General features: G+C 38.6%; 15 protein-coding genes. 5 read left to right on the plus strand and 10 right to left on the minus strand.

Translation table 11 applies throughout. The annotated features are described in order from the left end of the window. Positions 1–44: 44 nt before the first annotated feature. The 3 genes from H6731_01920 to H6731_01930 all read left to right on the plus strand — a co-directional run bounded on the left by H6731_01920 (position 45) and on the right by H6731_01930 (position 2679). Positions 45–494, plus strand: coding sequence for an acyl-CoA thioesterase (locus H6731_01920; GenBank protein USN51190.1), 450 nt, complete (start codon positions 45–47; stop codon positions 492–494). Between the two features lie 9 nt (positions 495–503). Continuing rightward, a complete protein-coding gene (locus H6731_01925) occupies positions 504–1514 on the plus strand; it encodes an E3 ubiquitin protein ligase (protein USN51191.1) in 1011 nt (336 codons plus the stop codon). Between the two features lie 103 nt (positions 1515–1617). After that, positions 1618–2679, plus strand: a complete 1062-nt coding sequence (locus H6731_01930) for a hypothetical protein (GenBank protein USN51192.1) — start codon at positions 1618–1620, stop codon at positions 2677–2679. 67 nt (positions 2680–2746) lie between these two features. On the opposite strand, the gene H6731_01935 is transcribed toward H6731_01930, so the two are convergent. Together H6731_01935 and H6731_01940 are read right to left on the minus strand one after the other, a co-directional pair. Beyond that, positions 2747–3148 (minus strand): hypothetical protein, encoded by a 402-nt coding sequence (locus H6731_01935; GenBank protein USN51193.1) that lies wholly within the window; start codon positions 3146–3148, stop codon positions 2747–2749. A gap of 192 nt (positions 3149–3340) precedes the next feature. After that, positions 3341–5098, minus strand: coding sequence for a heavy metal translocating P-type ATPase (locus tag H6731_01940; protein USN51915.1), 1758 nt, complete (start codon positions 5096–5098; stop codon positions 3341–3343). A 411-nt stretch (positions 5099–5509) separates the two neighbouring features. Between H6731_01940 and H6731_01945 the strand changes: the two genes are divergently transcribed. Together H6731_01945 and H6731_01950 are read left to right on the plus strand one after the other, a co-directional pair. Beyond that, a complete protein-coding gene (locus H6731_01945) occupies positions 5510–6064 on the plus strand; it encodes a hypothetical protein (GenBank protein USN51194.1) in 555 nt (184 codons plus the stop codon). 14 nt (positions 6065–6078) lie between these two features. Further along, positions 6079–7068 (plus strand): LicD family protein, encoded by a 990-nt coding sequence (locus H6731_01950; GenBank protein USN51195.1) that lies wholly within the window; start codon positions 6079–6081, stop codon positions 7066–7068. A 514-nt stretch (positions 7069–7582) separates the two neighbouring features. Here H6731_01950 and H6731_01955 read toward each other — a convergent pair. The 8 genes from H6731_01955 to pip are packed head-to-tail and all read right to left on the minus strand — an operon-like array spanning position 7583 to position 16162. Next, positions 7583–9223 (minus strand): BatD family protein, encoded by a 1641-nt coding sequence (locus tag H6731_01955; protein USN51196.1) that lies wholly within the window; start codon positions 9221–9223, stop codon positions 7583–7585. Beyond that, positions 9223–11052, minus strand: a complete 1830-nt coding sequence (locus H6731_01960; GenBank protein ID USN51197.1) for a VWA domain-containing protein — start codon at positions 11050–11052, stop codon at positions 9223–9225. The genes H6731_01955 and H6731_01960 overlap by 1 nt, the downstream gene beginning before the upstream one ends. Next, the gene (locus H6731_01965; GenBank protein ID USN51198.1) at positions 11039–12052 is read right to left on the minus strand and encodes a VWA domain-containing protein; all 1014 of its coding nucleotides are present in this window, start codon (positions 12050–12052) and stop codon (positions 11039–11041) included. The genes H6731_01960 and H6731_01965 overlap by 14 nt, the downstream gene beginning before the upstream one ends. Beyond that, on the minus strand, positions 12040–12510 hold the full coding sequence (locus H6731_01970; protein ID USN51199.1) for a DUF4381 family protein: 471 nt from the start codon (positions 12508–12510) through the stop codon (positions 12040–12042). Before H6731_01970 ends, H6731_01965 begins: the two co-directional genes overlap by 13 nt. A 4-nt stretch (positions 12511–12514) precedes the next feature. Further along, positions 12515–13459 (minus strand): DUF58 domain-containing protein, encoded by a 945-nt coding sequence (locus H6731_01975; GenBank protein USN51200.1) that lies wholly within the window; start codon positions 13457–13459, stop codon positions 12515–12517. A 7-nt stretch (positions 13460–13466) separates the two neighbouring features. Continuing rightward, complete coding sequence (locus H6731_01980; protein USN51201.1) at positions 13467–14432, minus strand: AAA family ATPase; 966 nt, start codon at positions 14430–14432, stop codon at positions 13467–13469. Continuing rightward, a complete protein-coding gene (locus H6731_01985; GenBank protein ID USN51202.1) occupies positions 14429–15214 on the minus strand; it encodes a 1-acyl-sn-glycerol-3-phosphate acyltransferase in 786 nt (261 codons plus the stop codon). The genes H6731_01980 and H6731_01985 overlap by 4 nt, the downstream gene beginning before the upstream one ends. 3 nt (positions 15215–15217) lie before the next feature. Then, the gene (pip, locus tag H6731_01990; protein ID USN51203.1) at positions 15218–16162 is read right to left on the minus strand and encodes a prolyl aminopeptidase; all 945 of its coding nucleotides are present in this window, start codon (positions 16160–16162) and stop codon (positions 15218–15220) included. Between the last annotated feature and the right edge of the window lie 3 nt (positions 16163–16165).

Raw genomic sequence — 16165 nt, forward strand, 5'->3', positions numbered from 1 at the left:
AAATTTTTTTAAAAGCCATATCATTCATGGAAACAAAGGCCATTATGAACAATAAAATTAATATTTTTAAAGAAATCGTTCGCTTTGAGGATGTTGATGCGGCATCTATCGTTCATCATCCTGTCTACCTAAAATATCTTGAGCGAGCTCGCACTCAGAGTTTGTTGGATAAAAACTGTGGTATTAAAGAACTTATTAAGCACAAAATAGGCATTGTTATAGCCTCGGTAGAGATGAAATTTATCAGGCCGCTGGAACTCGATGACACTATTTATATTGCATCGCAGGTAGACCAGTTTAATAAATCTATTGTGCATATGACCCAAATTATTGTTCGCGATAGTAATAACCTCCCCAAAGGAAATCTCAAACAAGAACTTCACTCAATTCAAAATTTGTATTTTTTTGCTCACCTAAAGCTTGCGCTTATTTCGCTTGAAACAAAAAAATTAATTCCTGCGCCTTATTGGTTTTCTCAAGCGCTGCTGTCGTAGTCAGTAATCATGAAAATTATTTTTGTTTTTATTGTAAGTACTATTTTTTTTCAAAATGGTTTTTCAATGGAAAATGCCCAGCAAGAAAAAATAATTTCAGCTCACATAATTGAAAGCGATGAAATAAAAAATTTTCTCCCATTAAAAGAGTACACAAAAAAAACTGTTATCCTAATTGCTCATCTCAATTTAGAAGAGCTTGTTCAACAGATAGGTTCAGCGTACCAAAAAAAAGCTGAAAAGAATCTTAGCATTCTTAACAAAGAAAATTTAGCAAATCTGTCACTCAATATCGCTCGTAAATTGGCATTCTACGGAAGCTCTGCTCTGTTGTTGAGCTATCTCAGTAACGAAACTTTTCTAGGTTGTCTTGCTTGGACTCCCCAGACATATAAACTTTGTACCTGGCTCTATTCATCTTTTAAAAATGGAAGTTTCAAACATGCAGTAGAACAAGGTGACATTCCATCCCTTATGCAAGAAATCTTTCCCTGGCACATTTGGTCTGTATGTCTCACTTTGGCCTTAGCTGATGACAATAAATTTATTTCCCATCTGATTTCCATAGATCTACCCAATACGCACTCAAAACTAATATTGGGACATTTTTGCCACTTAGTGTGGCAAGAGCTTAGAAGCTTTCATAGTACAAAAAGCAATAATCTCGTCCACCAACTAATTCACGATGGCTTCCCTTTGCTGAGCTTTTATGAATATCAACATGACCTTGAGTTCAATGCTAAATTAAAAAGTATTGACAATGGATGTATGTGGATCAGCTGGCATCACCCATGTGAAGACGCTCTTTTTATAACCAGCTCTCCATTCGATACCGAGTCCTGCCCTATTTGCTTTGCTAATTTTAACGAAAAATACCAAACTGTAGCCGAACAAGAGTGTGGTCACGTATTTCACGAACAATGTTTACGCGAGTGGTTTAAAGAGTCACAAAAAAATCAATGCCCTCAATGTAAAAGAAACATTCAAGTTGTTTTTATTTTTGACGGATTAAAGAAATAACTACTATTTTCCAAACAATCTCTAATTATTTTTTTAACTGATTTTGAACACTCATCTCGTATTCGTTTCCGAAAAGATAGCTACGTTCTATTCAGGAGAAACGATGAAACAATACTCTCTTATACTTACAAGCTTTATTTTTGCTTCTTGGCTACAAGCGAGCCTAGCAAGCCCATGCAATGGACAATCAGAATGCCTTCGTTCTCATCAAATTGGTTCAAGAAAAATTGATTACTACTCCAACTATCCCCTTGATCAAAGCAATACAAATATTGAGCATGTAGTTTTTGCCATTCATGGTACCACCAGAAATGCATGGACTCGCTTTAAGGATGTCAGAAGTGCAATTCAAGCTCAAAATGCTGAATCAAAGGTGCTGCTTATTGCTCCCTACTTTAAGACCAATGATGATTCACCAGCAAGTAACGATTATTTTTGGAGCAGCTCTGGTTGGAAAATTGGTAACACATCAAACAATGGCTCAAAGGATATCAGCTCATTCGCTGTAATCGATGATATAACTGATACAATTCTATCAAGCAAAAATTTTTCAAACATTGTGCACATAGCGGTAACAGGCCATAGTGCGGGTGGACAATTTACTCAACGTTATGCTCTCACAACACCAATGCCTAATAATTATCCTCAGCAATTTTCTTTCCTAGTATTAAATCCCTCGAGTTATGCCTACCTCAATGAATACAGACCTCACCCATTCTTTCCCAATCATTTTGTATTACCGACATACCGCCTTGGAGATTATTTAGGTATGGAGCCGGTATTCGCACAAACAATCGGCAATTGCCCGAGTTCCTACAACGACTACAAATATGGTCTAAACGACAGAAATTCCTATTCCAAATACAATGAAGATTACTTATTGATAACTCAGTATCTCAAAAGAAAAGTTTATTATTTTTTGGGCAGCCTCGATAAAGAAAAAGATTCTGATTTGGATACGACTTGTTCAGGAAAAATCCAAGGAGAACATCGATTAGCGCGAGGTATAAACTTTTTTAATTTTCTAAAAGCCTTTTATCCTGATTATTCAAATCACAAGCTTTTCATTGTTGATGATGTCGGTCATGACTCGACAGGAATGTATCAATCGCCCGAAACCCAAAAAGCACTTCTCAATTATTCAGCTCAATCAGCAACGAAATAGTTTAAACTCAAATTTACACAAGGACATTAGTGGGCTTAGTTAAAAATTTTTTCTAAGCTCACAATATTCATTGTGTATCCGCACTTTCACAGCAGTAGCAACACCATAAAACTTTACACTGTTCAAGTAGATCTCCCGCTTTTTTGAAACTAAAACACCCACCAAAAAAAGAACACTCGATGGGAGATTCTGATTTTGCACTACAACACAAACATCCACATTTTGTAGGAACAGCAGAACTGGATAACATTGCCTGATAGATTTCTTGTTGTTTTGGATCTTTGTTACACCAGCCACAGCACGCCCAAGTCTGGTGGTCTTCTTCTATATGATTTTGAGAGTGAGCTCCACAGTCAACAGGAGCATTATCTACAGGAATGACAAATGAAGGCTGTTCTTGAAAATCAATTCCGGCAAACAAAGAATAATTAGCAACCAAAATCAAAACGTGTACGAAATAACTTTTCATAAGGCGCTTCACCAAAAAATTAAGTGGTTTAATTAGCACGCATACAAAACGGCTGTGTTAAATAACAAATCAAAAGACAAAGAGATTTCTTATTTTCATTTTCTCTATTCTGAATTTTTTCTAAAACAAATCTAAACTTCAGTATTTATCTTAAATCCAAGCTATAAAAGTTTTTTTCTAAAAGTTGTATTTTCAATGTGGTAAATCTATTTCTACTTTTTTTCCTACGGCCAAACGAAGAGCGTTAATAATAGCTAGCGCATCGATTCCCTGCTGCAGCAAAGCACCATATACAGGACTCAGATGTCCCAAAAAAGCAAAACCCATAGCAATAAAGCTTAATGCCATTCCTCCCAAAGCGCTTTCAAGAGCGATTCTGCGCATGCGCATGCTCATATGCAAAAGCTCATCTAATTTTTTTAAGGAACTTTCAAGGATTACTGCTCCCGAGGCTTCGGAACTCACACTGGTCTGTTGCCCAAAAGCGAGTCCTACCGTGGCCATTGCCAACGCTGGGGCATCATTAATGCCATCTCCCATAAAAAGTGTCTTTGCTTTTGCAGCTTCTTTTTTGACGATTTCTAATTTTTGCTCAGGACTCAACGAAGCATATGCATTTTCTATCCCCAGCTCTTTCGCTAGATATTGCACTTCAGAATCTCTATCTCCAGAAAGAAGCATGACCCGGGTAAAAGCATGAAATGGAGCGAGATGCTCGATAAAATTTTTCCCAAAAGCCCTAGGTGTATCGCGGAATTGAAGTGTTGCTGCATATTTTTTGTCAATCAAAATAATACATTCAAGCCCTAAGGCACTCGGGGGTAGTAATGATTCTTGATCGGAAAAATCATTTTTGAAAGCCTTTCGGTGGGTGATAATAATTTCTTCTCCATCAACGTTTCCGACCAGTCCCTTGCCCGGTATTTCTGAAACATGCCCAGCTTCCTTTAAAAATAAATGAAATTTTTGTGCAGCATTTAAAATTGCAACAGCAAGTGGATGCTTTGAGTAACGCTCGAGGCTTGCCGCTTTAAGTAAAACATCTTCTTTTTGGAATTGGGCTGCTGTGATAAAGCTAGTTAACTCTGGCTTGCCATAGGTTAAAGTTCCGGTTTTATCGAATATAGCAGTTCTACACTTAGGTAAATTTTCTAATACACTTGGATCTCTAATAATAATTCCTCTGCGCGCTGCCATAGAAATAGTACTTATAATTGCCACAGGTATCGCTATTAAAAGAGGACAAGGCGTAGCAACAACCAATACAGCTAAAAAGCGAAGAGACTCACCGCTATAAATCCAGGCTCCGATCGCAATAAACAATGAAATAGGCGCAAAAAAAGCCCCCAAACGATCGGCAAGACGCCGCATTTGAGGACGCCGCATTTCAGCATCTCTCATAACCTGCACAATCTGGGCATATCGAGAATCTTTTGCTAGAGTTCGTGCTTTTATCCATAAAAGATTTTCACCGTTAATTGATCCGGATAATACGCGTGCTCCTGGCGCTTTTTTTACGCCATAAGGCTCACCACTTAAATAAGACTCATCCATGTAGCCCTGCCCCTTGATGACAACTCCATCAACGGGACATGTTTCGTGAGGTGCAACAAGAATAATATCGTCAATACGAATATCTGATACAAAAATGTTTTCGATCTCTTGAGCAGTTTTTCGTTGAGCTTTAAGAGGCATTCGACCTAGCAATGCGTTTAATGCGGACGAAGCTTTTTTTACAGCAAATACTTCGAGCGCCTCTCCTGCTGCAAGCATCATTATGACCAAAACACATGCTAAATATTCAGAAAGAAAAAAAGCGGTAACAATGGCCAAAGCGGCCAGAATGTCGGTGCCTACATCACGCTGTAAAAGTTTTTTAATAATCTGCCATAGCAGCGGTATTCCACTCCCCACAATCACAGCAAAAAGAGGAAGAAGTTGGATAGGAATTCCCCATAATTCAAGCGAAAATAATTGAAGGGAAAAATAAAGTCCAATTGCCAAAGTTCCTATAGTTAAGGTTAATACCGGCCCTAAGGCATTTTTTAAATAATTTGAAGTCACAATAATCTTGCATCCTATGAGTTCTATAGATCCTAAGAGAATAAACTATCTCCATGACTAATAGCCTTACTATATTACGATAGCGCTTTTACAGTTCTAAAAAAATGAGCTTCATGCAAATCGGCTTGCTATTCTCGAGCGACTTAAATTAAATGGTGCAAAAATTTTGAGACTTTAATTTTTTTAAATTTCTTTAACTATTTTTTTATTTTTTTCCTGCAGTACATTATATTTATTCTTGAAAAGTGAATAACAGCAAACAAATTAAATTTTTTTGAAGACATTAAAGGGTTTATCATGGTTTCATTTAAAAAATTATTTTATTATTATTTTTGCTTTTCCTTTGCGTGTTCTCTTTCCGCACAAATTAAGCCTTTCTCTCTCGCTCATCAGATAAACATAGGCGGCAATTTTTCCCTGCCTTTAGAGATCAATCGCTACAACGAGTTTCAACTAAAATTACAAACAAGCCCACACCTTGGATATTTCATCAATGAGGCTTGGGAGTTAAGAGCAACACTCAATTTCAAATATCAACACACAATCAACCAGCAAGAGTCATTGTCTCATTCTCCACTTTTTTGGGATCTTTCCTCACAAGTGTTCTACTACTTTAGGTTGAGTGAGAACATCAGGCCTTTTATTGGCAGTGGTTTGGGAGTCGGTTTTATGGATCTTAATATTTACAGTTTACATATTATTTTTGATATTCCGATCGGCATTATGTTTCAGCTCAATAAAAACTTTGCTTTTGATATAGGAATTCCTTTTCGTATTCGCATGTCAATGCGTTCTTTGGCAGACAAAATACAATTTCCTGTAGCATTTTTGGGCATGCGCTATTTCTTTTAAAACTAGGTAACAAGATGAAATTTTTTTTAATAACACCAATTTTTTTGATGATTACAGGCTGTTTTCCCAGTAGCGATTTGCTGCCGGTATTTAATTTATTTTCTAAACAAACTCCCAAAGAAGCTCTTGTAAACTGCCTTGCTGAAAATCCAAAGCTTGGTGAGAAGGGTTGCGACATCAAACAATGCTTTGCATCACCTATTACCTTGGTAGCAATGCAAGACCTCCTCATCAATACTTCAGAAGCCTTAAATGATTTAAAGATTAACTGGTGGCTCGATTCTGGATCAGCGATTGCTGCTTATAGATTTAATGCTCACCTCCCCTGGGATGATGATGTAGACCTCGGGGTACTCGCCTCTGAAATAAATCAAAATGTTCTTGAGCGCATACGAAAAAAACTCTTTCAAAAAGGTTTTGAATTCAGGCCACTCTTCGGCACCTCAATGATGAGAAATATTACTGGCTATCAGGGGATTTACCAGGTTGCTTATCGAAAAAATAAATTCTTTTCTCTGTTGCTCAGCCAAAACCCTGAAATAAGTCCTGCTGATTTAGAAAACTACTGGTTAAATTATGTAGAGGCAAGCGCAATGATGCCACATTTAGACATTTTTGTTTTCGAAGAGAAAGGCAATGGCGAGTGGGGTTATGAATCAGATAAATTTTTTAAAACTCAATTTAAAAATCAAAGCATGGAAAAAAGTATTTTGCTCCCCACCAAAAATATCAATGTTTTGGGAAAACAATTTCCCATCGTTAATAATATTAATGAATACAGCAAAAAATCATATCAAGTGGATGATATAAAAAATAATTTTTATTTTAACCGTCAGCACTCCAAAGGTTGTAAAGCTTTTTCGATTAAAGACATCAGAAAAAATCCTATGATGCTCGAATATATTTTTGAATATCTTGATTTTGTTTATAAAACTCCTGCTGCTCGTGCATTGGGAATTGTTTATGACGGCAAAAAAACAATGAAAGAAATCTATCGTAATTAAAGCGCAACTTTGAGAAAAACCTAGCCAAGTACTTAAATTTATATAATTCTGCCTAGTTGAGATTGATAATGGGGGAGATCTCCATAACAGCCGAGTTCACTATAACCTGTTATGATAGTCCTATATAAGGTGTTGTATGAAATAACATACTAATCGGAGTGTTGTAAGGATGCTCACTCGGAACTTTTTTTATCCAGTATCAAGGCCCCCTGGTCGTGTCCAGAAAAAGTTTGCCCTAAAATAGACGACCCAGCAGCCTGCATGGCATCAAATAGCGAACAAAACCAATTCTTTGTCAAGGGTATGGAATGTTTCTAAGAAAAGCATGATATTTATGATCTTTGCCTGAAATCAAGATTTCAGGCTTCTTTGTTCATAATGATTTTTATCTTTCATGAAAGCCCCTAATGCAAAATTAGCAATGTCATAAATAAGCACATTAAGGAGAAGCTCATAATCCTTTTCTTAGGACATGGCTATCTTCAATGCAGGGGACTGTTTTTACTCGCAGCAATTACTCAGGATAAATCTGAGACAAGCTTTGCTTAGCTTCTTCGTTATTTTTTAACAACTTAGTTAAGTGACTTATAATTCTTTGCAAAATTTCCTTTACTTCTTGCTCCTTGTTGCTTCCATAAAGCAAAGCTTCAAGCTCTTCAATAAATAATTCAATGTTGCCTGACTGGCGAGCTTCAAAAAAAGCTGCATGCTCACTCGTCTTAAGATTCTGCAAAAGGGTATAACTTTTTCGTACATCTCCAGATTTTGCTGCTGCTACTATTTCATTGACCAATATTTTTATTTTCGACGGACCAGCTTGGATAATTTTTTTATTTTTCTTGCGATAGTTCATATAAAACAAAAGTATGCTTACAAACCATAAGCCAAAGGAAAGCAAAGCAAAAATCATCCAACCATCGTTATTTTTTTGCACTTTTGCTTGTGGTGATTGAGATTGGATCGCTTGAGAGTTCTTTTCACTATTGAGCGATGGAGTCACGGTTGTACTCTCAGGAGTACCCCTCCCCTCAACCTGAAAAGTCAAAGAGCGAATGGTAGTTTTTCTAAGTTTATCGTTTTCACTATCCCACCAAAAAATAGTTTGTTCTGGGATGATAATAGCGCCTGGCGCTGTCGGCATGTAGACATGAGAAAATTTTAAACTTGCCTCTACTCCATCCGGCGTATTTTTATTTACCTTCAAGCCTGTCTCTGTATAGACCTTAAGCCCAGGCTGCGTAGGTGCCTCGATTACCGGCAGAAAAGAGGCCAATCCGCCTAGTGCTTTGATCTCAAATCTTCTGGTTGTGGCCTTGTTCACTTCAAATTTAGGATCCTGACTATCAAATGACTCGATAACTAAAAGATTCTTTAGAGGCAAAAAAACTTGATCTTTGGGATAAGAAGGAGGCACATCCTTCACATCAATAGTTATTGCTTTTGAACGTGTACTTACACGGCGATTGTGAGCAAACCATCCTCGACGAGTATTGGGGTCCGCGACAATTCCACGAAAAGGGATGCTTGGGATTTCGAGCTTTCCAGGCTTAGACGGATATATCGCATATGAACGGTGAAATATTAAAGTGCGCATGCCATTTTGAATTGATTTTCGATTATCATTCTCGACCAAGGGCTCAACGATGGCGTCTTTAATCTCTGGTGTACCCAAATCGCCATCTTGCAAAGGCAAACTTGTTTTAAGTTCGACGTCTAAAATAATTTCTCCATTGACATAGACTTTATCGCTATTGGTTGTAGCCACCAGGGAAAAACCATTTTCGCTCTTTGAGTTTTTTTCTTCGCTTTGAGTGATTTCAATGGCTTGAGTTTTATACGACCCAAGCTTTATCGAAGGAATTTTTATTGTATGAGCTGATGATTGAGGTTGTATTTCCAAAATCCATTTATTTTTACGACTGAATTTACCGTTGATAAATGTCGATTCACTGCTGGTAGACTGCGATAAAATATCAAACTTTTCTTCAAGCTCAGATAGATCAGGTTCGCCAGATGCTTTTCCCTCAAGTTCAAGCGTCAAGGTGAGTGAGTCGCCTTCACTAATGCTCGTACTACTGACATAGGCGCTAAAAGGGTCTTTCGCCAAAACTAATGATGAGCATAAAAATACGCTTAGGATAATAAATTTACGCATCAGCGATCCTCCGACTTTCTTAGCGATTCTTCGCGGAATTTTCGCTTTAAAAAAAAGTTATTGTGTTGTTCAAGTTGATCAAAATAATAGCGAGTATTGGGGTCTACCTCTTCGTTTTCTAAACTTTGCCTCACCGCTTTGTGCTCTTTTTGTTGTTCTTTTTCATTTTCTTTTTGAGCTTGAGTTGGCTGTTCCTCAGGCTTTTCTTCGGGCTTTTTATTTTCTTGATTTTCCTGTTCTTGCCCTGATTCTTTTTGCTCTTCCTTGCTCTCTTTTTTTTCAGATTTTTCTGATTGCTTTTGAGAATCTTTTTTCTCTTCACCCTGCTCTTTTTTGTCCCGCGATTCCGATTGCTTTTTTTGCTCGGAGTCTTGTTTGTTTTGATTATCTTTATTGTCTTTGTTGTCTTGCTTTTCTTTATTTTGGGATGAATTTTGATTTTCTTGTTGCTTTTGCTCTTGGTTATTTTTTTGCTCTTCTAATAATTTTTCCAATAATTCTTTATTTGCTTGAGCATCAGCATTGTTGCCATCTAGTTTTAGAGCTTGGGAATAGGCATTGATTGCTTCAGGAATTTTTTTAAGCTGAGCTAAGGCATTGCCCAAATTATAGTAGCCATCGGAACTAGCTACTGTGCTCAAGTGCTGTGCTGCTTTTTCATATTCCTTGGCTTTATAAAATGCTGTGCCCTTAGAAAATTCATCATCATAGAGCTTGGCGGCTTCGGCTGGATTATTTTTTTGTAAAGCTCGGTATGCTTTTTGATCGGACCGTAAAAACCAATCACTTACAGACCACGCCTCGCTCTTGGGGCTTGAAATACAACATAGCAGTGCAAACATCCACCACTCAACTCCCCGATAAGCGCTTGCGAGTATAAATACCGCCATCGCCATAATAAGAACGTAGGGTCCTAAATCAAGCCATTGGTCGAAGACATTTCCTTCTTCATTCATCGATTCTTGAACTTCAGTGCTCAATAAAGACATCACTTTTTTCTCATCACTTCCATCATCGCTAAAAGGCACAACGCTCACCCTAGAATTTGCTTCCATAGCTTTCAACCAGTCCTGATTGAGCGATGAAATATTAACCATGCCTCCACTTTTTGAGTGAAACCTTCCATCCACATCCATAACCGGCGCACCTGCTTTAGTGGCAAAGCCCCAAATAATTACGCGCAATTTATTGGCATCGATATACTTCAATAGCGTAGAAGGCTGTTCTTCAACATTGGTGCTTGTCATCACCAAAATATCAGCCCCAGTCCTACTCATAGAGGCCGCTTCTTTTAACGCACTTAAAAGACGAGTCCCTTTGATAGGCATGATATCCGGACTGAGTTCATCACTCAAAGTAAGGATGGTGTAATGATCGGTCGTCAGAGGAGTCACCACATGTGCATCGCCAGCAAAAGCTATCAAAGAAACTTCATGTTCTTTTTCCTGGGCTAATATATCTCTGAGTTTAAAAAGTGCGCGTTTGAGTCTATTGGGGCTAATATCGGTGGATAGCATGTGATGGGAAAGCTCAAGCACAACGATGAGAGGCCGCCCCACCAAATTGCTAAAATTCTTGACCCTCTCTAAAGTTGGTCCTGCCAGCGCTAGCGCAAGCAGAGTTAAAAAAATTGGCAACCAATACATTTGTTTTGCCAGAGTTTTACCGCCATTTTTCAGCAAATGCGATAAAAGATGTGCGTCAACCACGGCAGCCCAATTAGAGGCTGGAATATTTTTACGATAGCGCCACCACCCTAGTACGATTGCACAGGGAATAAGCATAAGCCACCATGGCCTTAAGAAATGAAAATGCTCAAAGCTTGGCATAGTTTCTCCTTGCAATACTCACGTGACTCAGAGCTACACTGACCGACATGACAAAAAGCATGAGTGCTATGGGCCAATAAAATAATTCTTTTTTAGGAATGCTAAAAAGATTATCCACCTTCACAGGCTCTGAGGCATCGATCTTTTCATAGATACGCATGAGAGTTTCACTATCCTTGGCTCTGAAATACATACCTCCAGTCATTTCTGCAATTTTTTTCAACTCAGGCTCGGCTTGTTCGAGATCTCGCGAAGGATTCACGGCCCGAGGACCAAAAAAACTATCCACCATCACCTGCGATGCTCCAAGCCCTATGATGTATATTTTCACGTGGTATTTTTGCGCCATCTGTGCTGCCTGAATAGGGCTAAGTTGGCCAGCATTATTTTGTCCATCGGTCAAAAGAATCATTACTCGATCGCCCTCTTTTTGATCCAGTAATTTTTTAACCGATAAACCAATAGCATTACCAATAGCTGTTTTAGAACCTGCAAAACCAATCTGGGATTCGCTCAAAAAACGTTTAATCATTTCTCGATCAAAAGACAAAGGTGCATGCAAAAATGATTCAGCGCCAAAAACCACTAAGCCCAAACGGTCTCCTTTTCTTTTATCGATAAAATCAAACAGCACCGTTTTAGCCACACTTAATCGATCAAGAGGCTTGCCTTTGATCTCTAAATCCTTAACTTGCATACTTTCTGATGTGTCGAGCGTAAGCATGATACTTCGAGCCGAGCGAGCAATCTCGATGGGTTTTCCCACCCATTGAGGTCGCATAAGCCCTAGGGTCAACAAAGACCAGCAGATAAAAAACCAAAAAGGAATTTTTCTTTTATGAGCCTTGAACACTGCATGGCCACTAATTCTTTCGACCACGCTGACCAGATTAGAGTGCAAAAAAGCTACACTTGAAGATTTTCCTCCCATAAGCCACAGAGGAATCATCAAAATGATTAAAAGACCTGCGTAAGGCCATTGAAAATCTATACTCGCCATGTTTTTGACAGCTCTTTATAAATTTGAAGTAATTCATCACCATTCACGTGGCTGATGGCTCTAAAACGATCTTGATTCAATAATCTTAACAGCTCATCTTTCTTAGATTTATTTTTGCATAAACGCTCAAGACTCAACTCCACATTCTCAACCGCTACGAGAGAAGAGTTTGCCGGATATTTCATGCGTGCAAGATTGCGTATTAACCATGAAAGTTGAGTTTGAAGCTGGCTTACATTATGTGTTTCATTAAATTTAAGCTCTATAGCGCTTAGTTGAGCCATATAATTTTTTCTCAAGCGACTCTTTTTAAGTGAGTGTCTTAGCAGAAAAAAAAGTGCAATGGCCAAAGATAGAACAATTAAAATTACCGCATAATATCCCCATGCCAAAGGCAACAGTGAAGGCTCAAGGGGCAAATGAACATCTTTAAGCTCACTTAAAATTTGCTCATCCATTGTTTCACCACTTACCCAAAAATAATTTATTTAACTCTTCATCAAGATTATCGCTGGTTTTAAACTCAAGAAAAGGTATCTCAAGTTTTCGAAAAAATTCTTTTTGCATTGCGCTATGAGATTTGAACCAATCTTTATAGTGCTCCTGAATATTTTTGTCATTGCTGTTGAATATAAGTTGATGTTCTCCATAACTCATACCAAGCTGACCAATTGAAGGAAGTTCAAGTTCCAAAGGGTCAATAATCTTAAGCGCAATCACGTCATTTTTTTTTAAAATTCTAATCAGCCATGCTCGCATGCTTGAATCAAAATCTAAAAAATCGCTCATCAAAAATAATTGTGATCCCCGATGAACTCTATTGCAAAGGTGTTGAAACACCCCATGCCAAAAATTCGGTGCAACTTCTTCGCCGCTTTTTTCCGTACTCTTAGCTATTTGCCCTAAAAAACGGCTCACATAATTACGACGCATACTTAGGGGACAATCGATCACACGATGACCATCGAAAATAGCTCCCCCAATTTGATCAGCACCATTTAATGCTGCAAAAGCGAGTCGTGCAGCAATGCGAGCAGATAAAACCGACTTAAAACAATTTTTGGTACCAAAAAACATATGAGGACGCATATCTATTGCCAAATAGACTGGTCTATTTTTTTCTTCAACAAAAATCTTGGTGTAAAGATTGTTGAGCCTGGCACTTACTTTCCAATCGATATTCCTGATTTCATCTTGAGGGACATAAGGGCGTGACTCAAAAAATTCCATCCCTCGCCCTCTAATGCTTGAACGTTTAAGCCCGCCGCTCTGAGCTTTCGCTTTGCGCTTTAGATGCAAAGTTTTATTGAGAGACTTTTGCCCTTCATGAAAAAGTTCGGCCAAAGTACAAAAAATGCCGTTTGAAACGACATTGCTTGATGATTGCTGACGAAACAAAGCAGGCATAGTCACCTCAAGGCAAAGGAAGGGCATTGAGAATTTCATCGATTACTTGATCACGCGTTAGCCCTTTGGCTTCGGCATCAAAGGTCAAACCAATACGATGACGTAAAATTTCATGTACCACTTCATGGATATCACTTGGAGCAACAAAATCTTTATTTTTTAACCATGCTACGGCCCGTGCGGTTCTATCCATATAGATGCTTGCACGTGGACTTGCACCAAAATCGATCATGCCAGCTAATGTATCAGAAATTTTTTCGGGGAATCTTGTGGCCATAATAATTTGCACCAGATATTCTTCCACCGCAGGATCCATATGCACATCATAGATATCTTTGCGAATAGAAAAAATATCATGTTGGGACAAAACTTCTTGTTGTTCATGTGATTTCTTTGAGGTAAGAACTTCTTCACGGTTAAGCGCTAGAATTTTTTTCTCGGTCTCTTTATCGGGAAAATCAATCTTTACATGCATCATGAATCGATCAAGTTGAGCCTCAGGAAGACTAAATGTTCCTTCTTGTTCGATAGGATTTTGTGTGGCCATCACTAAAAAAAGCTCGGGCAGTTGATAGGTTTTATTACCCACACTCACCTGCCTCTCACCCATAGCTTCGAGCAAGGCCGATTGTACCTTTGCTGCAGCTCGGTTAATTTCATCAGCCAAAATTAAATTATGAAACACTGGCCCACTTTGAAAGGAAAATGTTCCTTTATCGGGATGATAGACCTCTGTTCCCGTGATATCTGCCGGCAAGAGATCAGGCGTAAACTGAATGCGGTGAAAATCCCCTTCAATCAAAACTGACAGTGCTTTAATAGCTTTGGTTTTCGCCAATCCAGGAGCACCTTCCACTAGTAAATGACCGTCTGCAAGAAGCGCCAACAGCAAACGATCAATAAGTTTCTTCTGGCCCAAAATACTTTTTTCTAAGGCATTGGCGAGCGAGTTCACTTTTTCATGAAAATTCATAATGCACTCTCATCATCGTGAATGGCTTTGACTTGTTGTTTTTTCAAAATTATAGCAGTCCTCACCTTCTCCATTAAATCATTCATCGAAGATTTGTCCACCCCTTTAGTAGAGACTGGTTCACAAAAATGAACTGTCATTGAGCGATTGCTATTTATCATCAATGTGTCAGCGGGCATAATGTCGCGCGCACCTTCGATAAAAACAGGCACAATATCTAAGCCCAAACTCGTCGCTAAATGAAAACCACCTTTTTTGAAATGAGCTATTTCTCCAGTGCGAGAGCGAGTTCCTTCAGGTGCCATCCAAATGGAGATACCATCATTCAAACGTTTTTTTGCCAATTCCAATTGCCTAATGGCTTTACTGCGATTCTTACGATCTACAGCAATAAAACCAGCTTTTTCCATAGCAGGACCCACAACAGGAATACTCATTATTCCAGCTTTTGATACCATCCTTAAACTCATTGGCACAGCAGCAAACATTGCTGGAATATCGAGCCACGATTCATGATTGGACATAAACAGATAGGTGTGATTGGGCTTAAGAAACTTACGCCCCGTCACAAAAAGTGTGCTAAAGGTCTCTTTAAACTGAATCTGCCAAAACCTGCGAAGATAATTATCCGTGATAGGTACATTTACCTTGCCAGCCAAGGCTCGAGCCAAATACTGTGAGCACAGAGCAAAAGTTTTTACAAACATCACTACGCCATACCAAGAGCTTTTTTTAAACTGTGCTGGATGTTTGGGTTTAAAAAGTAATAATTTTTCCTTCATAATTTAGCTCGCAAAATGATTAGTAGCGGCAATCAAAGCACTGGTAATTCCAGGCTCACTTGCTGAGTGCCCTGCTTCTTCCACTATAATCAATTCCGATTTTGGCCATTTTTTATGCAGTTCATACGCACTAACAGGAGGGCACGGCATATCGTAGCGCCCTTGAACAATGACGCCTGGAATTTCTTTAATTTTTTCTGCGTTATTCAAGATCCAGTTATCCTCTTTAAAAAATGCATTATTAATAAAATAGTGGTTTTCGATACGGGCAAAGGCATAGGCAAAATGCTCATCGCTAAAGCTTTCTACCATCTGTGGGTTTTTCTTAAGCTTTGAGGTTGCGCCCTCCCAAGCACTCCATGCCTTAGCAGCTCTATGAATTGTGGCGCTATCACTGCTATTTAATCGCTTGTGATACGCCTTAACTAAATCGTCTCGTTCATTTTTTGGAATCGGCTCTAAAAATTTCTCCCATTCTTCTGGATAATAAATACCTGCACCATGTTGATAGAACCAATCAATCTCTTGCTTGCGTACCAAAAAAATTCCCCGCAGCACCAAAGATTTGGTCATTTCGGGATGTGTAATAGCGTAGCTTAGAGATAAGGTGCTCCCCCACGATCCACCAAAAACATGCCAAGCATCGATATGTAGTTTTTCGCGAATCCGCTCCATGTCAGATACTAAATCAAAAGTGGTATTTTCTTTGAGTTCGCCAAAAGGCGTTGATTTACCACACCCTCTTTGATCAAAAAGAATAACTCGCCACTTTTTTGGATCAAAGTAACATCGATGTTTTTCTTCAATTCCCCCGCCTGGTCCACCGTGTACAAATATTACTGGCTTACCATCTGGATTTCCCACCTCTTCCACATAAATGGAATGAAGCTCACTTACCTGCAAATGGAAATGATTAAAAGGCTCGATAGGAGGGAACAGAGTATTCATGAA

It is taken from the genome of Myxococcales bacterium, assembly GCA_023898405.1.
GTDB lineage: Bacteria > Myxococcota > UBA727 > UBA727 > JABDBI01.